The 18,356-nt window shown below is 61.3% G+C and carries 19 protein-coding genes; 11 read left to right on the top strand and 8 right to left on the bottom strand.

Features of this window, described 5'->3' with window-relative positions:
• Positions 1–54 precede the first annotated feature (54 nt).
• Entirely contained in the window at positions 55–762 is a 708-nt protein-coding gene (locus CFE47_RS16260; RefSeq protein WP_185706438.1) for a YebC/PmpR family DNA-binding transcriptional regulator, read from the top strand.
• A gap of 130 nt (positions 763–892) precedes the next feature.
• On the opposite strand, the gene CFE47_RS16255 is transcribed toward CFE47_RS16260, so the two are convergent.
• Positions 893–2,185, bottom strand: coding sequence for a protein kinase (locus tag CFE47_RS16255; protein ID WP_286838465.1), 1,293 nt, complete (start codon positions 2,183–2,185; stop codon positions 893–895).
• Positions 2,186–2,224: 39 nt separating this feature from the next.
• Positions 2,225–3,313: a cell division protein ZapE gene (zapE, locus tag CFE47_RS16250; RefSeq protein WP_286838463.1), complete on the bottom strand. Its 1,089-nt coding sequence runs from the start codon at positions 3,311–3,313 to the stop codon at positions 2,225–2,227.
• A 215-nt stretch (positions 3,314–3,528) separates the two neighbouring features.
• Between zapE and CFE47_RS16245 the strand changes: the two genes are divergently transcribed.
• The 7 genes from CFE47_RS16245 (at position 3,529) to CFE47_RS16215 (ending at position 9,876) form a co-directional block, all read left to right on the top strand.
• Positions 3,529–4,029: a Csu type fimbrial protein gene (locus CFE47_RS16245; RefSeq protein WP_446677023.1), complete on the top strand. Its 501-nt coding sequence runs from the start codon at positions 3,529–3,531 to the stop codon at positions 4,027–4,029.
• A complete protein-coding gene (locus CFE47_RS16240) occupies positions 4,023–4,568 on the top strand; it encodes a Csu type fimbrial protein (protein WP_286838462.1) in 546 nt (181 codons plus the stop codon). The genes CFE47_RS16245 and CFE47_RS16240 overlap by 7 nt, the downstream gene beginning before the upstream one ends.
• A gap of 18 nt (positions 4,569–4,586) precedes the next feature.
• Positions 4,587–5,120 (top strand): Csu type fimbrial protein, encoded by a 534-nt coding sequence (locus CFE47_RS16235; RefSeq protein ID WP_286838459.1) that lies wholly within the window; start codon positions 4,587–4,589, stop codon positions 5,118–5,120.
• 5 nt (positions 5,121–5,125) lie between these two features.
• Positions 5,126–5,626: a Csu type fimbrial protein gene (locus CFE47_RS16230; protein WP_286838458.1), complete on the top strand. Its 501-nt coding sequence runs from the start codon at positions 5,126–5,128 to the stop codon at positions 5,624–5,626.
• 26 nt (positions 5,627–5,652) lie between these two features.
• Positions 5,653–6,438, top strand: coding sequence for a fimbrial biogenesis chaperone (locus tag CFE47_RS16225; protein WP_286838456.1), 786 nt, complete (start codon positions 5,653–5,655; stop codon positions 6,436–6,438).
• 41 nt (positions 6,439–6,479) lie between these two features.
• Positions 6,480–8,873: a fimbria/pilus outer membrane usher protein gene (locus tag CFE47_RS16220; protein ID WP_286838454.1), complete on the top strand. Its 2,394-nt coding sequence runs from the start codon at positions 6,480–6,482 to the stop codon at positions 8,871–8,873.
• A 67-nt stretch (positions 8,874–8,940) separates the two neighbouring features.
• Complete coding sequence (locus tag CFE47_RS16215; protein ID WP_286838506.1) at positions 8,941–9,876, top strand: Csu type fimbrial protein; 936 nt, start codon at positions 8,941–8,943, stop codon at positions 9,874–9,876.
• On the opposite strand, the gene CFE47_RS16210 is transcribed toward CFE47_RS16215, so the two are convergent.
• Positions 9,873–10,607, bottom strand: coding sequence for an anti-sigma factor family protein (locus CFE47_RS16210; protein WP_286838451.1), 735 nt, complete (start codon positions 10,605–10,607; stop codon positions 9,873–9,875). The two genes, CFE47_RS16215 and CFE47_RS16210, sit on opposite strands and share 4 nt — an antisense overlap.
• Positions 10,604–11,110, bottom strand: coding sequence for a sigma-70 family RNA polymerase sigma factor (locus CFE47_RS16205; RefSeq protein WP_286838449.1), 507 nt, complete (start codon positions 11,108–11,110; stop codon positions 10,604–10,606). The genes CFE47_RS16210 and CFE47_RS16205 overlap by 4 nt, the downstream gene beginning before the upstream one ends.
• 170 nt (positions 11,111–11,280) lie before the next feature.
• Between CFE47_RS16205 and CFE47_RS16200 the strand changes: the two genes are divergently transcribed.
• Positions 11,281–12,363 carry a catalase family peroxidase gene (locus tag CFE47_RS16200; protein ID WP_286838447.1) on the top strand — a complete coding sequence of 361 codons (1,083 nt, stop codon included), beginning with the start codon at positions 11,281–11,283 and terminating at the stop codon, positions 12,361–12,363.
• Positions 12,360–12,899 carry a cytochrome b gene (locus CFE47_RS16195; RefSeq protein ID WP_286838445.1) on the top strand — a complete coding sequence of 180 codons (540 nt, stop codon included), beginning with the start codon at positions 12,360–12,362 and terminating at the stop codon, positions 12,897–12,899. Before CFE47_RS16200 ends, CFE47_RS16195 begins: the two co-directional genes overlap by 4 nt.
• On the opposite strand, the gene CFE47_RS16190 is transcribed toward CFE47_RS16195, so the two are convergent.
• Together CFE47_RS16190 and CFE47_RS16185 are read right to left on the bottom strand one after the other, a co-directional pair.
• Positions 12,896–14,047, bottom strand: a complete 1,152-nt coding sequence (locus CFE47_RS16190) for a M14 family metallopeptidase (protein ID WP_286838444.1) — start codon at positions 14,045–14,047, stop codon at positions 12,896–12,898. The two genes, CFE47_RS16195 and CFE47_RS16190, sit on opposite strands and share 4 nt — an antisense overlap.
• Positions 14,048–14,512: 465 nt before the next feature.
• Entirely contained in the window at positions 14,513–14,863 is a 351-nt protein-coding gene (locus CFE47_RS16185) for a DUF6124 family protein (RefSeq protein WP_286838442.1), read from the bottom strand.
• A gap of 131 nt (positions 14,864–14,994) precedes the next feature.
• Between CFE47_RS16185 and CFE47_RS16180 the strand changes: the two genes are divergently transcribed.
• Positions 14,995–15,633, top strand: coding sequence for a LexA family protein (locus tag CFE47_RS16180; protein WP_286838440.1), 639 nt, complete (start codon positions 14,995–14,997; stop codon positions 15,631–15,633).
• Here the strand turns inward: CFE47_RS16180 and CFE47_RS16175 are convergent.
• Both CFE47_RS16175 and CFE47_RS16170 read right to left on the bottom strand, forming a co-directional pair.
• Positions 15,630–17,552 carry an acetyl/propionyl/methylcrotonyl-CoA carboxylase subunit alpha gene (locus CFE47_RS16175; protein WP_286838437.1) on the bottom strand — a complete coding sequence of 641 codons (1,923 nt, stop codon included), beginning with the start codon at positions 17,550–17,552 and terminating at the stop codon, positions 15,630–15,632. The genes CFE47_RS16180 and CFE47_RS16175 overlap by 4 nt on opposite strands.
• On the bottom strand, positions 17,549–18,355 hold the full coding sequence (locus tag CFE47_RS16170; protein WP_286838435.1) for a gamma-carboxygeranoyl-CoA hydratase: 807 nt from the start codon (positions 18,353–18,355) through the stop codon (positions 17,549–17,551). The genes CFE47_RS16175 and CFE47_RS16170 overlap by 4 nt, the downstream gene beginning before the upstream one ends.
• Between the last annotated feature and the right edge of the window lies 1 nt (position 18,356).

Raw genomic sequence — 18,356 nt, 5'->3', positions numbered from 1 at the left:
CCAAAGCGCCGGCCAGTAGACGTTTGGGCGCGATGGACGAAAAGAGAGTGAGTCATGGGCGCACAGTGGAAAGTCAAACATAAAGAAGCGGCATCCAATGCCAAGGGCAAGATCTTCGGCAAGCTGGTGAAAGAAATCACCATCGCCGCGCGCAACGGTGCCGACACCGCGACCAACGCCCACCTGCGTCTGGTGGTGGAGCAGGCCAAAAAGGCCTCGATGCCCAAGGAAACCCTGGAACGCGCCATCAAGAAAGGTGCAGGCCTGCTGGGTGAAACCGTGCAGTACCACCGTGTGACCTACGAAGGGTTCGCCCCGCACCAGGTGCCGTTGATCGTCGAGTGCGTGACCGACAACATCAACCGTACCGTGGCGGAAATCCGCGTGGCGTTCCGCAAAGGGCAACTGGGGGCTTCCGGCTCCGTGTCCTGGGACTTCAACCACGTTGGCCTGATCGAAGCCTCGCCGGACACCCCGGACGCTGACCCGGAAATGGCCGCTATCGAAGCCGGTGCCCAGGATTTCGAAGACGGCGAAGAAGAAGGCAGCACCTTGTTCATCACCGAGACCACCGACCTGGATGCCGTGCAGAAGGCGTTGCCGGAGCAGGGTTTTACCGTGCTGTCGGCCAAGCTGGGCTACATCGCGAAGAACCCGGTAAGCGGGTTGACCGATGAGCAGATGGCTGAGGTTGAGGCCTTCCTGGAAGGTTTGGACAACCACGATGACGTGCAGGATATGTTCGTCGGGCTGGCTGGCTAAGCAACTGGAGTCAATGCTTGACCAGTGTGGGAGCTGGCTTGCCTGCGATAGCGGAGTGTCAGCTTTCACATCTGTGACTGATAGACCGCTATCGCAGGCAAGCCAGCTCCCACATTTCGATTGGGTTTATTCAGGCAGACTGCAGCAACGCTTCAATTTCCTCGAAACCAGGCCGCGCCAATACATCCGGCTGACAGCATCTGTCTCTTAACGCCAGCAGCTCCCCACTCACCCCCGCTTCAACCCGCTCCAACAACTCCCCCAACAACACCCCGAACGCCCGCACTTCAATGCGTTGCAGCGCGCGGGTTTCCAAGGTGTCCGCCGTGGCATGGAACGACGCCGCGCCAAAGTCCCCCAGCAGGCAGTCGCCCGCTTCATTCCACAGGATATTGTGGCCATACAGGTCGCCATGGGTGATGCCGTGCCGGTGCAGGTGCGCCGCTACCGAGGCGATCCCCCGGGCCATATGCAACGCCACTTCGATGCTGAAACGGGTGTCGGGCGTATAAATATCGCGGGTGCATGAGGCCAGGCTCGGCAGGGCGGCGAGGTTGCGGTAGCTCGGGTCGATCAGGTCCATCACCAGAGCGGCTTGGTCATCCGGATGGCCGACCACGCGGCCTTCCACCTTGATCAAGTTGGGATGCAGCCCGGCGGCAATGCACGCCTGCATTTCGTGCAGCGGCGAGCCGTCGCTGGTGATGGTGCCCTTGTAGAGTTTCACCGCCACGGGCTTGCCCGAGGCTTTCCACAAGGCCTTGCGGATGACCCCAGAGGCACCTTCGCCCAGCACTTCGGCCAGGTCCAGCTCGGCCCATGGGATGTTCGGCGTCGCATCGTCAGCCTGAACTTCAACCGCCATTTCCACTGGATTACCGGCGTAGGCCAGCCAGGTCAGGCTTGGCAGCGCCAGCAGCCATTGCGGCAGTTGGGTGAAACGGTTGGACGCGATGCGCAGCAGTTCGAGGTTATGGCAGTTGGCCAGGCTTTGCGGCAATTGCGCCAGATGATTGCCGGCGAGCATGAGCTTTTGCAGCAAAGGTCGCGCGCCCAGCTCATCGGGCAATTGGCTGATCTGGTTGTCGGTGAGGATCAACCAACGCAGCAGAGGCGGCAGCGCGGCAGCGGGTACAAGGCTGATCTGGTTGGCCTTGAAGCCGATCATGCTCAGCTTGGCGCATTGGCCCAGGCATTCCGGCAACGTGGTAAAGGCGTTGTCCGAGCAAAACAGCACACGCAGATGGGGCAGGCGGTGCAGGTCATCGGGCAGGCTGCTCAGGGCGTTGCCGCTGAGGTTGAGGATTTCCAGGGAGTCGGCCAGTTCGAAGATTTCCCGGGGGAATTCGGTCAGCCCGCAGGACAGGTCCAGGCGCGTGATGCCAGCCAGTTGGCCGGCTTTGAGTTGGGCGAGGGTATGCATGAACAACGCGATCTCAGGGCAATGGGGCGTGAATGGCGCTCATGATACCGGGGCGGCCTGCGGGTTGGCTTGTTGTAATTGACCCAGGCGGCTGGCGGTGCGGGCAAGGTCGATGGCCTGGCCATGCAACGCGTGTTCAAGCGGCTGCTCGCCGATCAGGGTCAGGTGCTTGTCCTTGTCGTAGAGCACGTCCACCAGGTTGATAAAGCGTTGCTGCACGGCAATCGGGCACTCCGCCAGGTGGGGCAGGCCGTCGATGATCCAGTGGTCGAAGTCCTGGCACAACAGCAGATAGTCCATCACCGCCGTCAGTTGCTCGCACAGGTCGTTGAACGTGAAGGCGATGGAGCGACCTTGCTCGCGGCGGCAGCGTAATTGGCGGTTGCCGACCGCCAGGGGCTGCGCCGGGCAATCGGCAGCAGGGAGGCCAAGTGTTTCACGCTGGCTGGCGGTGCCCGGCCACACGTATTTGCCAGTGGTGAAACGTTGCGTGCTCTGGGCCTGGGGCAGGCTGCGAAAGTCTTGCGGCGAGCTGACCTCCAGCACGTCCATGCGCGCAGCAATCAGGTCGATCACCGGCTTGAAACGTTCGTGGTACAGGGGATTGGGCAGCAGCCCTTCGGGTGGGTAGTTGGAGGTCACCAGCACCAGTACGCCGCGTTCGAACAGCGCCTTGAACAGGCGTGTAATGAGCATCGCATCGCCGATGTCATGGACGTGGAACTCGTCAAAACACAGCACCCGGCAACCTGCCAGTAGCTCATCCAGGGTGACGGCGAGAGCGTCGGATTGTTGGCGATGGCGGAACATGCCCTGGTGCAGTCGGGCGAAAAAATCGTGGAAGTGCACGCGTTGTTTTTCTGGCAGAGGCAACGCCTGGAAAAAACCATCCAGCAGCCAGCTTTTGCCACGTCCCACTGGCCCGTGCAGATACAGGCTGCGCGCGGGCTGGCCGGCGAGCAGGCGCTGGGTTTCGCGGGCCAGGGCATTGATAGCCGAGGTCTGGCCGACGCTGAGGGTGTAGCCCTGCTGCGCGGCTTTTTTCTGAAAAAAAGCTGGAATGGGCGAGGCGTCGAGTGTGTCGGTTTTTTTTGCGAACAAACGACGGATCAGGGAACGCGCGGCCAAGGCAAATCACTCTGCATTTCAGTGGTCGCTCACTTTAGGGCGCTCATCGCGATTTGACCAATAGAGAAGGGCGCGCCCAGCTATCTCGAAAAGGCATGCCGTCGGTGCATTTCCCCGAACACTGGCAGATTCCCGCTGACTGACTAACCTCTTACAACGTAGTCACCCCTGTACAAGGATTTGGGGCTGTGAAGGGACGAGCAGTAGGGATAGTCATGAGCGCGATGCTCTGCAACACGGCTTACGGCGCACAACTGCAAGTTGAGGTGCGTATTGACGTGCAGCGGGGCTGCCAGTTGGTGGGCATGACCCGCGAGGCGGGTATCGAGCAACTTGGCGTATTGGATTTCGGTAGCGGCCCGCGTCTGGATGACCCGGCCGGGCCCCTGAGTGCGGCTTTGATCAGCCAGCGCCAGCCACGCCTGGAGTGCAACCCCGACACGCCTTACCAGATGCGTGTCGACGGCGGACTGCATGGTGGCACCGGTGAAGTGCGTTACCTGAGCGCCGCCGTTCCTTCGAGCAAACCCATTCCCTATCGTATCTACGCCGATGCTGCACGGCGTATTCCGCTGCCGGTGGATGTACCGCTCAGCGGTCGTGTACCGGATTCCGGCAGTGTCGACTTGCCCCTCTACGGTCGTATAGAACCGCTCAAGGACATTCCCGCCGTCGGTCGTTATTCCGACCTGCTCAAGGTCACGGTCACATGGTGAGCCGTTGCCTGGCCCTGGTGGCCATGGGTGGCCTGCTTCTGCTGGCGGATGATGCGCAGGCGACGGCTGCCACCGGGCAGATCCACGCGCGCCTGGTGATAACGGCCAGTTGCGAGGTGAGCAAAGGCGTCGAAAGCGCCCCGGTGACCCCGGACAGTGGCTCGGCCTTGCTCGATTTCGGCAGTCATGGACCCACCTGGGACAACCGCCTGACCAGTGGCGTCACCGACAGTGACAAGGCGCCGTTGGCCGTGTCCTGCAACCCCTCGCTGGTCAGCAGTTTCACCGTGACCATCGATGGTGGCGTAAACGGCGACGGCACCACACGGCGCCTTAGCAACGGTCGCCAGACCATTCCCTATCGTTTGTCGGCTGACCCGCTGGGTCGCAGCACCTACAGCATCGGCCAGCAACGCAATTTCGTCGTGACCAAGGGTGCCCAAGTACCGATCCCGGTATTTGGCTCGGTGGTGGCGAATACCAGGGCCTTACCGGCCGGCATCTACACAGACACCCTGACGGTGACTCTGGATTGGTAAACCATGAGGATGAATATCATGCATGCACTTGTATCCAAGGCAGTTTTTCCATTACTGGCACTGGCGTGGGTGTCAGGATCACAGGCGGCCACGGTGGCCGGCACAGTGACTGCGACGCTGATACTGACCAGTAGTTGCCAGGTCAACGGCGCGGCGGCGACCGGTGGGATGAGCTTCGGTGCGTTGAACTTCGGTACTGCCAATAGCCTGTTCACCGAAGCCGATGGCCAGGTGCTGGGGGGCGGCGGCGGCGCATTGTCCATTCTTTGCTCGGCGGGAACATCGCCGACGCTGACGGTATCGGCCGGCGCCAACGACGGTAAATCCGTCGGTGGGGGGCGTGCGTTGTACGACGGCGTGGCCAACTACGTCCCTTACGACCTCTATACCGACAGTGGCCATTCGACCTTGCTGGCGATCGGCGGGGTGATCAACCTCGCGCCCAGCACCGGCGTGGCTCAGGCGGTGAATATCTATGGCAAGGCCAACGGTAAGGCAGGGCTGCCGGCCGGTACTTATACCGACACGGTAAACGTGACGCTGACGTTCTAACGAGCATGAACCGTGTGCGTTGGGCAGCGCTGGCGGTGTGCATCGGCTGGGGGATGCCGGTGTCGCTGCTGGCTGTGACCAGCCAATCGTTCCAGGTCAGCGCGACGATTACACCCGGCTGCCTGGTGGCCAGCGGCGGCACCAATTACGGAAGCCTGGCCTTTGGCAGCTATTCGGCATTGGCAACCAGTACTGCGTCGGTGGCACTGACCAGTTCGGTGGTTCTGCAATGCACGCCAGGGGTCGCGTTGAGTATGACGGTCGATGGCGGTTTGTATAACAGCGGCGGTCGGCGCATGCAGCTCAATAGCGGCACGGCCAAGGTGGCCTATCAGCTGTTTCGCGATGCGGCGTTCAGCCAAAGCCTTGGCATCAGCCAAAGCGTCAGCGTGGTCTACAGCAACGCCAACAACATTACCTTGCCGATTTACGGCCGGGTGCAGTTACCGGGCAACACGCCTGGGGGGACGTACAGCGACACGCTGCAGGTGCAGCTGACGTGGTAAGGCGATTGGCATAAGGAGTGGGACCTATGTTTTCAGCTTCCCGGCGGTGGTGGGTAGCGGGTTGTTTCGGTTTGCTGGGTTTGGCGGTGGGGCAGGCACAGGCGGCCAGCTCGGTGTTGATCTGGCCGATTGATCCGGTGTTGGAGGCCGATCAACAGGCCAGCGCGTTGTGGCTGGAGAACCGTGGTACCGAGACCGCCAACCTGCAGATTCGCGTGTTTGCGTGGAGCCAGAACGGCTTCGATGAGCAATACCAGAGCCAGCGTGATGTGATCGGCAGCCCGCCGGTGGCGAAGATCGAACCGGGACAGAAGCAATTGGTTCGCCTGACCCGTACGAAGGAGGTGCCGCCAGGCCAGGAGTTGGCATACCGCATCATCATCGATGAGATCCCGTCGGCAGTGCCCGTGGCGGCTCCGGCAGATGGCAAGACCGCCGCAGCGGTGCGTTTTCAGATGCGCTATTCGGTGCCGTTGTTCGCGTATGGTCCAGGCCTTTGGAGCAAGGTCGACGGCACCCGTGACCGTGACCCCAAGACCGCCGGTAAACCAGACCTTAGCTGGAAGAAAGTCACCGTTGCTGGCCACAATTATGTGGAGATGCGTAACCAGGGCGCAGTGCATGCCCGCCTGACCGATGCCAGCTTCAAGCAGGGCGGCCAGTCACGCCCGCTGGTGGACGGCCTGATGGGCTATGTGCTGCCGGGCGCGACCATGCGCTGGCAAGTGCCGGACGGTTTACCCGTGGACCAGCCCTTGCAGGTGCGGATCAATGGCGCAACACAACTGGAGAGTCTTGCACCGGGCCGATAGCGGCGTGCAACAGGGCAGGGAATAGCCCTTGGTTTTAGCGGATGGAGATGTCCATTGATGGACACAAAGCCTTGGTGAGCCTGGATCAGGCTCGTTGTCTATGGCGGTTGGTGTGGGTCGCGGGAAGCGTGTCTGGCCTGGTGTTTGCCCCGCTGGGCATGGCTGCGCCGTTGCCGCCCCCTCCCAGCAGTATGGAGGCTGTAGCCGATGCTCAGTTGTTCCTGGAACTGGTGGTCAACCAGCGGGATACCGGCCGGGTGGTTGCCGTCAGTCAACGAGCGGGGAGCTTGTTTCTGCCGGCGAGCGTGTTGCAGGAGATCGGGATGAAACTGCCGGGAGACCTGCCCGTCGAGGTCGACCTGGACAAGTTGCCGGGCCTGCACAGCGACTACGACACCCAGGCCCAGCGCCTGGTGCTCACGGTGCCCCCAGCGTGGTTGCCGGAGCAGTTTATCGGCAATCGCAATAACTACCCGCGTGGCCAAGCGCTGACCAGTTTTGGCGCGCTGCTCAACTACGATGCCTACCTCAACGACACCGACGACAGTGGCACCTACCTGGGCATCTTCAACGAAATACGCCTGTTCGATACCTGGGGCACGCTGTCCAATACCGGCCAATACCGCACCACCATTGGCCGTGAAACCGAAGGCAGCACCCTCAACAACGGCTACCGACGCTACGACACCACTTGGCGTTTCTCTGACGATGAGCGCTTGCTGACCTACGAAGCGGGCGATGTGATCAGCGGCGCGTTGCCCTGGAGCAGTTCGGTGCGCCTGGGTGGGGTGCAGGTGTCCCGCGATTTTGGTGTGCGCCCGGATTTGGTGACCTACCCCTTGCCGCAGTTCGCCGGGGAAGCCGCGGTGCCGTCGTCGGTCGACCTGTTTATCAACGGCTACAAATCCAGCAGCGCCGACCTGCAGCCCGGGCCCTACACCCTGACCAACGTACCGTTTATCAACGGTGCTGGCGAAGCGGTGGTGGTGACGACTGATGCCCTTGGGCGGCAGGTCTCGACCACGGTACCGTTCTATGTGACCAGCACGTTGCTGCAAAAGGGCCTGACGGATTTTTCGGTGTCGGCCGGTAATTTGCGTCGTGACTACACCGTGCGCGATTTTGGCTACGGGCCGGGAGTGACCAGCGGCACGTTTCGATACGGGCTATCGGATGCGTTGACCGTGGAAGGGCATGCCGAAGCGTCGAATGACCTGACCCTCGGCGGTGTGGGTGGCAACCTGCGATTGGGCAATTTTGGCGTATTGAATACGGCAGTGAGTCAAAGCCAGTTCGATGGCGGTTCGGGGCAGCAACTGAGCCTGGGGTATCAGTACAGCAGTCAGCGCTACAGCCTGTCCTATCAGCGGATTGAGCGCCGTGACCAATACGCCGACCTCACCCTGATCGACACCCCTTACGCCAGCCTCAGCAAGCGCAGTGAACAGGTGACGCTGAGCCTGAACCTCAATGACTTCGGCAGCCTGGGCGTGGGCTATTTCGATGTGCAGGCGGCGGATGATTCGCGCACTCGCCTGCTCAACCTGACGTGGAGCAAATCGCTGTGGCGCAACACCAGCTTTTACCTGTCGGCCAACCGTGAGATGGGTGACAGCAACTGGGCGGTGCAGGGGCAATTGATCGTTCCGTTCGATGTCTACGGCAGCCTTAGCATGGGCAGCGAGCGCAGCAATACCGGCCAGGTGCAACAGCGGGTCAATTACAGTCGCGCGGTCCCGGCGGCGGGCGGTGTAGGTTTCAACCTGGGCTATGCCAGTGGCGACGCCCCGACCTACCGCCAGGCTGACCTGACTTGGCGCTTACAGTCGGTGCAGTTGCAGGCCGGCGTGTATGGCACCCCTGATGCGCAAACCCGTTGGGCCGATGCCGCCGGCTCGCTGGTGTGGATGGACAAGCAGTTCTTTACCGCCAACCAGGTCAACGATGCCTTTGTCGTGGTGAGTACCGACGGTTTTGCCGGGGTGCCTGTGCGCTACGAAAACCAGGTGGTCGGCGAAACGGACCGCAACGGACACTTGCTGGTGCCCTGGAGCAGCGCCTACTACCGCGCCAAATATGAGATCGACCCGTTGAACCTGCCTACCAACGTGCAAGTTGCCAACGTTGAGCAGCGGGTGGCGGTACGTCGGGGCAGTGGCTATTTGCTGGAATTTCCGGTGCGCCGGGTGGTGGCGGCCAGTATCACGTTGGTGGATTCCCAGCATCAGGACTTGCCCCTGGGCAGCCAGGTACGTCATGAGCAAAGCGGTGGGGTGGCGGTGGTCGGCTGGGACGGTTTGGTCTACCTGGAAAACCTGGCGGCGCATAACACCCTGCAGGTCACGCTCGGCAGTGGGCAGAGCTGCCAGGCAACCTTTGATCTGGACACTTCCCAGGAGCAGGTGCCCCTGGTCGGTCCGCTGGTGTGTCAATGAGTTAAGGAGTGTGCGTGTGCGGGGCAAGGGACGGCTGTGGGGTCTGTTGGTAGCGGCGAGCTTGGGGATGGCGGGGCAGGTACACGCCGCATGCAGTGTGGTTGCTACCTCACCGGCCAGTTTTGGCTCGGTGAGTTCGATGTCGGTGCTCACCACGGTGCAGCCCAGTTCCACCCCCAACGCCGGCTTGAGCTGCGCACCGCTGTTGCTGTCGGTGCTGGGGAGTGGCGACCACTTCATCGCTACTGTCACGGGGTCGACCCAGGGCGGAATGCTTGGGCCGACGGGCGACGTGATCCGCTATACCCTCTATGCCAACAACACCACGACCTATCCGATGACACGCGGCACCGCGTTCGACTTTGGCGGCAGTGGCGGTATCGCTCAGTCATATGGGCTGGTGTTTGGCCCCGGTACAAAGACCCTGCCGCTGTACCTGGGCAGCCTCACGGGTAGCAACGTGGCAGCGGGCTTGTACAGCGAAACCCTGAGCATTGTCTGGAGCTGGAACTATTGCTCGGGCATTAACCTGATCGGCGTCTGCCTGGGCCGCGACACTGGGACCAATACGGCCACGTTGACCGTCAGCATGCTGGTGACCAACGACTGCCAGATCACCACGCCCCCCATCAGCTTCGGCAGCGCGCCGGTGGTCAGTGGTTTTTCCACCGTGACTGGTCAGGCCAGCGTCAACTGCACCAAGGGCAGTGCCTATACCGTCGGCCTCAGTGATGGCCAGCACCCGGTCAGCGCGGGAGGGCGACGGCAGATGATTTCGGGGACCAACCTGTTGGCCTACGACATTTTTGTGAGTGCCGGAACCACCCGCTGGGGCAGTGTGGGCGCGGCGCGACGGGCCAGTGGCACGGCCGACGTCAACCCCGGTAATGGCCTGGGCACCGGTAGCCAGATCTTCAACTACAACGCCAAGATCTACACCGACCAGGCCACGCCACCGGGCGGCACCTATCTGGATAACGTGATCCTGGACGTCGGGTTCTAGAACGTCTGCAGCGGCGACGGCTGATCTACCGGGCTGACCATCGCGTAGTTGTAGCCGCCGCCCGACCAATACTCGGCTTGCAAGCCGTCGGCGCTGCGGCTGCCCCGAGGCAGGAAACCGTTATCCGGGCCTGGCGGGCGGATGTAGAAACTCATGCGCCGACCTTGCCGATCCTCATACAACACCATCGCCGCCGCGCCTTGATCGGTGGTGAGCAAACGCCCGCTGACCGGCGTAAACCCCGCTGCGCTCAAGTCCGGCAGGCGGTGGGCCTGGTTGAAGTAGCGGTCGAGCCAAGCCTGCATATTGCCACCACCCTGGGCCTGGTAATCGGCGGGCATGATGCCGTCCTGGGCAAACAGCCGGTAAGCCTGCATCGCATCGGCCATCGGCAGCAGCGGCGGTTGCGTGGCTTCGCGGGCATGCCAGCCCCCCAGGCCACCGAGGCTGACGGCAATCAGCAGCAGCGCCGCCGTGGCTAAATGCCGGCGTGATTGGTGCTTGATGCGCTGACGTATCAATGCCGGGTCAAGGTCCGGGTTGGCGGGCTGTTGCAGGGCACCGCCCAACGCGGCACGCAGCAAGTGCGCATCCTGCTGCCAGGCATGGACCTGGGCGGCCACGTCGGGGTGGGCTGCCATGTAGGTTTCAAGCACACGGCGGTCGCTTTCCAGGAGTTGGTGATCGACGTAGGCATGCAAATCGCGTTCGCTGGGGGGCAGGCTGATCATTTGAGTATCCGCAGGGAAGGGCTGGCAATTTCGCCATCGCTGAGTTGGCGCAGGGCTTGGCGTGCCCGGGACAGGCGCGACATCACGGTGCCGATGGGCACATCGAGGATCTCGGCGACCTCTTTGTAGCTCAAGCCCTCCACCGATACCCACAGCAACAGCGCGCGTTGCTCAGTGGTGAGTTGATCGAAGGCTTGCAGGGTCGACTGGGCGATGACCGTGCGTTCCACCGACGGCTGCGCGTCATCACGGCCAGTAAAGAATTCCAGCATGCGGGCATAGCGCCGCGTACGGCGGTGGGCGTCGAGGAACTGCCGGTAGAGGATCGAGAACAGCCACGCGCGCAGATCACCTTCCAGGCGTTTATCGGCCCAACGGGTGATTGCCCGTTCCAGGGTCGATTGCACCAAGTCGTCGGCGCTGCTGGCGTGACGGGTCAGGGACACGGCAAAACGCCGCAGCCTGGGGATGAGTTCACGTAACTGTTCGTCGAGTTCATGCATGGGAGTCTGGTTGGTCACTACGCTGGGACTAGGGAGACGTCCGGCTTCGACGGTTATTCCAGGCTGCGAAAAATAAATCCAAGGCCTGGGAATAGAGCGGATTGGCGTTCGTCCTAATGCTCCGACCTTATGTTTCACCCCCCTAAGGCCTTTGGCCCTGGAGTTCCTTCATGGTAGATCACTCATCACCGCCCCGTCCCCCGTTGAGTAAAGCGAGCCTGATCGCGCGACTCGCGGCGATTGGTGGCGTGGTTGCGGTTGTGGCGGGGGCGTTTGCCTACGTCAATGGCACCCTCGACCCACAACGCCTGCGCCCGAAAACCTTGGTCAACGCACTGGAAACCAACAATGGCGTGCACCCGGGCTTCCGTCGTAACCATGCAAAGGGGGTCTGTGTAGCCGGATACTTTGAAAGCAGTGCCGAGGCGCGAGCGTACTCCAGTGCCCAGGTGTTCAGCGAGGCCAAGACCCCGGTGATTGGGCGGTTTGCCTTGCCCAGCGGCAACCCTTACGCGCCGGACAGCAGTGTGCCCATCCGCAGCTTTGCCGTGCAGTTCAGCCAGGCCAACGGCCAGCAGTGGCGTACGGGGATGAACAGCATGCCGGTGTTCCCGGTCGGTACGCCCGAGGCGTTTTACCAGATGCTCAAGGCTGGCGCGCCCGATCCGGCCACGGGCAAGCCGAACCCTACAGCGATGCCAGCGTTTTTTGCCGCCCATCCCGAGACGGCGCCTTTCCTGGCGTGGGTCAAGACCGCCAAGCCGTCGGCGAGCTACGCAACCGAAACCTATAACGGCATCAACGCGTTTTACCTGGTGAGCGCCGACGGCAAGCGCCAGGCCGTGCGGTGGGGCGTGGTACCACAGAGTCAGGATGCCGTGGGCGATAGCGCGCCGGCCGGTGGCGACTTCCTCGAAAAAGACTTGGGGCAACGTCTGGCTGCTGGGCCTTTGCGCTGGCAATTGACGATGACCTTGGCCAACCCAGGTGATCCGTTGGACGATGCGAGCAAGACCTGGACTGGCGAGCACAAGGTGCTGAATGCCGGCACCCTGATTTTGCAAAGCAGCCAGCCGCAAGCTGACGGTGATTGCCGCGACATCAACTTCGACCCGCTGATTTTGCCCAGTGGCATCGAAGCCTCCAGTGATCCATTGCTGGCCGCCCGCTCGGCGGCGTATGCCAGTTCGTACCTACGCCGCGCCGGTGAAGTCAGCGCGTTGCACAGTGCCCCCCAGGAGTCGAAGCCATGAATGCTCAACCACGGTTTTTTGCTCCGTTGGCGCGCCTGCTGCACTGGTTGATGGCGCTGATGATCATCGCCATGTTGTTTATCGGCGCAGGCCTGGCGGCATCGGTTTCGGAACGGCATGAGTGGTTGATCCACCTGCACAAACCGCTGGGGATTGCGATTTTGGCGTTGGTGATCGTGCGGCTGGTGGTGCGCTTTTCCACGCAGCAACCGCCGTTGCCCGCTGACTTGCCGTTGTGGCAAGTGCTTGCGGCCAAGGCGTCCCATCTGGTGTTGTACGGCTTGATGCTGGTGTTGCCGTTGCTGGGCTGGGCAATGATTTCAGCCGCGGGGGACCCGGTGATGCTCAGCAGTTCGGTGCAGTTGCCGGCGCTGGTGGGGGCCAATGCGCCGTTGTTTGCGGTGTTGCGCAAGGCCCATGGGTATCTCGCCTACCTGTTGTTTCTGACGGTGCTGCTGCACCTTGCGGCGGCGCTGTTCCATGGGTTGATCCGCCGCGATGGTGTACTGCAGAGCATGACCGGCACCAAACCCTAGCGCAGGACGTTGACGATATCGGCGATGCTGCTCAACACGTCCTTGCCCAGTTGCATCGAGCGTTTGCCCGACCAACCGGTGTGCGCGTTGGGGGCGTCGTTGTTGTCTTTGAACGGCATTTCCAGGGTCAGCGACAGGCAGTCGTATTGTTCACCCACGGCGTTACACGCCAGCGTCATGTTGGCTTCGCCCGGCAGGTCGCGGGTGTAGCCGTGGGTGGTCTGGAAGTCGCGGGTCAGTGAGCTCAAGTGGCTGCGAAAATGTTTCTCCAGCTTTTCGATGCGCGGCGAGTAGCCGGGGTTACCTTCACAACCGGCGGTGAAGACGTAGGGGATTTCTTCGTCGCCGTGGATGTCGAGGAACAGGTCTACGCCGTAGTGTTCCATTTGTTGCTGGACGAACAGCACTTCGGGGCTGATCTCCTGGCTGGCACTCTGCCAGGCTCGATTGAGGTCCTGGCCCATGGCGTTGGTGCGCAGATGGCCGTGGAAAGCGCCGTCCGGGTTCATGTTGGGCACCAGGTAAAGATCGGCAACTTTCAGCAGCTTTTTCATCTCGGTATCGCCGTCTTGCTGCAGGCGTTCGATGATGCCTTCCATAAACCATTCAGCCATGTGCTCGCCGGGATGCTGCTGGGCGATGATCCAGATCTTGCGTCGACCTTCGCCACCCTGGCCCCGACGTAGCAGTTGGATATCACGGCCTTCGGCGCTTTTTCCGGTCGCCAACAGTTTTGTACCGGCGCGGTTCAACGCCTGGTCGATCAGCCAGTCGTGACGCTCACGGCTATAGGGTTCGAAATAGGCAAACCAGGCGTACTTTTGACGTGTCTGGAGGCTGATATGCAGGATTTCCCCATCAAAGCGCGAAGGCACCCGAAACCAGTTGATATGGTCATAGGATGCTACGGCGTTGTAGTCACTCCATGCGTGTGGGTAAGAGGACTTGCCCGCATTGCTCAGGCGAAACGTGTGGGTGTGGCCCACGTGCATGCCTTCGGCCTTGAAGTGGAACCATTGGAAATGTTGGCTGCGTGTGTCGGGTTTGATTGCCAGCAGCAACTGATAGGCGTCATGGGCATCCAGTACCTGGATATTGCCACTGTCGAAGTCGGTGCTGATCCTGATGGACGTCAAGGCCACGGTCATAGTCTGGTTGCCTGAATATGAGTGTTGTGGCAGATATCTTACACAGGCGCGGGGCAAAATCTTGACGCAAAATTGTTGCAGGGAGGAGGGGGCGTCGTCCTTGACGCCGCAGCAGCTTAGAGTCTATGAGATTGATTCTCAAGCGCTAATTCGCAAAGATCCGGTCTAGAGCGCTGGTTCGGCTTTCTTTTGGCGATGGTCTTTTGCTACCATGCGCGCCATCGAGCAACACACAGTCTTCATTAGCCTGAAGCCATGCCAGGGAAACTGGCAAAAAAAAGACCCGGCCAAAGAGCCGGGTCAAAAACCGTGATTAGCCTGATGAGGAGATATTCCAAGAGTCCGACCTAAGGTCCCTTGGTCTATCGACTGATCTCGCGATCAGCTAGGTCCAATAATAATCATTATCATTTGCAAGTCAAATGTTTTTATCCATGAGATAGAAATATTTTTGCTTCGCGTCTGTTATGCGTTCGCTTGAGCCTCTGGCGCCTGCAACGACCGCTCCACCATCGCCTTCGCCATATCAATCAAGTACACCACGGAAAACGCCAGGTCACGTTGGTTGCCCTGATGGCTGCTTGCTGATTCATAAGCGGTAGCGGCGGCGCTGCGTAGCAGGTCAGAGGCATGTACCAGGGCTTCTTCCTGGCTGATGCCGGGTTTTATCGCAAACAACGCCCCGTCCGGGTGTTGCGCCGACAGTTCTTCTTTCAGGTAATAGTCCAGCGCACGTTGAGCTGCGCCGCTGCTGCGCATGTCGTGCAGTTCATCGTGTCCAGGTGGTTCTGGCAGGTGGCTGGGGCTTGTCGTCATGGCGGGCGGTGCTCCGGGTGGGTGTCGAAAACCTCATACCCGATAATAGTACGTATCGTATTTATGTCGTTTTATGGATTACTACAAACTGTTTATTGCCCTGCAAAATACCTCGCGTATGGTCACGCTCCATGGATAACTGGATAGCGTTGGTCAAGGCCAACATGAAAGAGCGCAAGGTCACTCAGGGCGAGCTAGCTGAACGCTTGGGCATGACCCAGGGCGGCGTGGGCCACTGGCTCAACAAGCGACGGGTACCGAGCCTCGAAGACATGAACCGCCTGCTCCGAGAGTTGGGGCTCGGTGATCTGGAAGTGGTGCTGGAGATTCGCGAACGCAGCGAAGATGAACCCCGGTCACCGCAAGAACACTACAACCCGTATTTCCGCTACCCGGTCAACGAATGGAAAGGCCTGTGCGAAGTCCGTGAAGACCGTGCGACCTATAGCGCGTCACGCTTCGAACTGACGGATTACCACGCCGCGGGCGAAGCCTACTGGCTACCCGTCACGGGCGACGCCATGACCGCGCCCAGCGGCTTGAGCATCAGTGCAGGCATGATGATTCTGGTGGACCCGGCGATTACCGCCGAACCCGGAAAACTGGTAGTCGCCCAATGGGCCGATAGCGCTCAGGCGACCTTCCGCCAGTTACGCGAAGAGAGCGGCCAGCTTTACCTGGTGCCACTCAATCCGACGTATCCCAAAGCACTGTTCACCGACGACTGCCGCGTCCTTGGCGTCGTGGTGCAGGCGACAGCCAAGTTTTAATCGGCCGTATCGAGTTCCACCAGCGCGCTGCCTTCGGCAACCATTTCACCCTCCTGGCAGAACAGCACCTTGACCACCCCCGCCTGGGGCGCGCGGATACTGTGTTCCATCTTCATCGCCTCAAGCACCACCAACTGTGCGCCGGCTTCAACCGATTGGCCCACCGCCACCAACACACGTACGATGCTGCCGTTCATTGGCGCTGTCAGGCCGCCCTGGTGGCTCTGGTTGGCTTCCACCGCGGCAATCGGGTCGAACAGGCTTACCGCGTGCATCTCGCCATCCCACCGCAGATACACGGTTGCTTCGTTGCGAACGGCCAGATGGGCGCGACGCACGCCCTGATCTTCAATCAGCAACTGCTCACCGTGCAGATGAGACTTTCCAGTCAGCGTGACCAGCCGATCCTGACCATTACAGCTCAGATGCAGGGACACTTCGGCGGGTAAGCCCGTGCGGAACCCACGCGTGTCCGCCCAAGGCCCATCACCCGCCGGCAAGCTCTGTATGAAGGCCGAACCGGCAGCCTGCCAGAACGCCTCACTCAACGCTCCGGGCTCGGGCAGCAACTCATCCTGATAGCGCGGAATAAATCCGGTATCCAGCTCAGCTGCCGCAAAGGCCGGGTGGCCGATGATCCGGCGCAAAAAGCCCAGGTTGGTCTTGAGCCCGCCGACGGCGAATTCATCGAGCATGCTCAACAACCGCAACCTTGCCTGTTCACGGTCCTCGCCCCAGGCAATCAGTTTGCCAAGCATCGGGTCGTAGAAGGGGGACACGCTATCCCCTTGTTCCACGCCACTGTCCACGCGGCGTCCCGGGCCTGGTGCGGACTCGCGATACAGCGTCAGGTTGCCGGTGGCCGGTAGAAAATCATTGGCCGGGTCTTCGGCATACAAGCGTACTTCGATCGCATGCCCAATCAGCGGCACCTGCTCTTGAGTGATCGGCAATGCCTCACCCTGGGCCACACGAATCTGCCAGGCGACCAGGTCCAGGCCGGTAATCGCTTCCGTTACAGGGTGTTCCACTTGCAAGCGCGTGTTCATCTCCATGAAGAAGAACTCGCCGCGCGCATCCAGCAAGAACTCTACGGTGCCCGCGCCCACGTAGCCGATGGCCTGGGCCGCATGTACGGCGGCTTCGCCCATGGCTTTGCGTTGCTCAATGCTCAGGCCAGGCGCCGGTGCTTCCTCGACGACTTTTTGATGGCGGCGCTGGATCGAGCAGTCACGCTCATTGAGATACAGGCAATGCCCATGCTGGTCGGCAAACACCTGGATTTCCACGTGACGCGGCTTGAGCAAGTATTTCTCCACCAGCATCTGCCCATTGCCGAACGACGATAGCGCCTCACGCTGACCGGAGGCCAGGGCTTCGGCAAGCTGGCTGACGTCTTCGACCACCTTCATACCCTTGCCACCGCCGCCGGCCGTGGCTTTCAGCAACACCGGGTAACCGATGCGCTCGCACGCCGAACGGAAGGTTTCCAGGTCCTGGGCTTCACCGTGATAACCCGGCACCAACGGCACGCCAGCCGTTTCCATCAGGGCCTTGGCCGCAGACTTGCTGCCCATGGCGTCAATGGCCGAGGCGGGCGGGCCGAGGAAGATCAGCCCTGCGGCTTCAATTGCACGGGCAAAGCCTGCGTTTTCCGACAAAAAGCCATAGCCTGGGTGAATCGCCTGGGCGCCGCTGGCATGGGCCGCTGCAATCAATTTGTCGGTTTGCAGGTAGCTGTCGGTGGCCTTGCTGCCGCCCAGGTCCACACGGATATCGGCTTCACGGCTATGTCGGGCATCTCGGTCGATGGCACTGTGTACCGCCACGGTAGTCAGGCCCATGGCCTTGGCGGTGCGCATTACCCGGCAGGCAATCTCGCCGCGATTGGCCACCAGCACGGTGGTCAGTGTGCTCATGAGCGCGGCTCCTGTGCTTGCCAGCTCGGCGCACGTTTTTGCAGGAACGCGCGCAATCCTTCCTGGCCCTCGGCGCTGACACGGATACGCGCGATGGCATTTTCACAGTAGCGGCGCAGGGCCGGGGTAAGGGCGCCGCTGCCGACTTCTCGTAGCAGGTCCTTGCTGGCGCGCATAGCCGCCGGGCTGTTCTGCAGCAGGTTGGCGATCCACTGTTCCACGCGCAGGGCCAATTCAGCGCTTGGGTAGCTTTCCGCCAGCAAGCCGATTTCCCGCGCTCGCTGCCCGCCAAAGCGTTCGGCGGTCAGTGCGTAACGCCGCGCCGCCCGTTCGCCGATGGCTTGCACAACAAATGGGCTGATCACCGCAGGGGCGAGGCCGATGCGCACTTCCGACAGGCAGAACTGCGCATCATCGGCGCCAATCGCCATATCACAGCAACTGATCAGGCCCAGCGCGCCGCCGTAGGCTGCGCCTTGCACCACCGCCAAGGTCGGGATTTTCAGCTTGGCCAGGTTGTACATCAGTTCTGCCAGCTCACGGGCGTCGTCCAGGTTGGTGTGGTAATCCAGCTCGGCCGATTGCTGCATCCAGGCCAGGTCGGCACCCGCGCTGAAATGCTTGCCGCGCCCGCGCAGCACCAAAAAGCGCAAGGAGGGATCGCCCTGCACGTGGTCGAGGGCGATGATCAGTTCGCGGATCATCTGGGCATTGAACGCGTTGTTCTTGGCTTCACGACTGAGCCACAGCGTGGCAAAGCCACGGCTGTCGGTGATCAGTTCGAGGGTGTTGAAATCGCTCATG

It is taken from the genome of Pseudomonas sp. PGPPP1 (assembly GCF_002255865.1).
Classification (GTDB): Bacteria; Pseudomonadota; Gammaproteobacteria; order Pseudomonadales; family Pseudomonadaceae; genus Aquipseudomonas; species Aquipseudomonas cremoris.
This window is presented reverse-complemented; position numbering and strand designations above follow the sequence as displayed.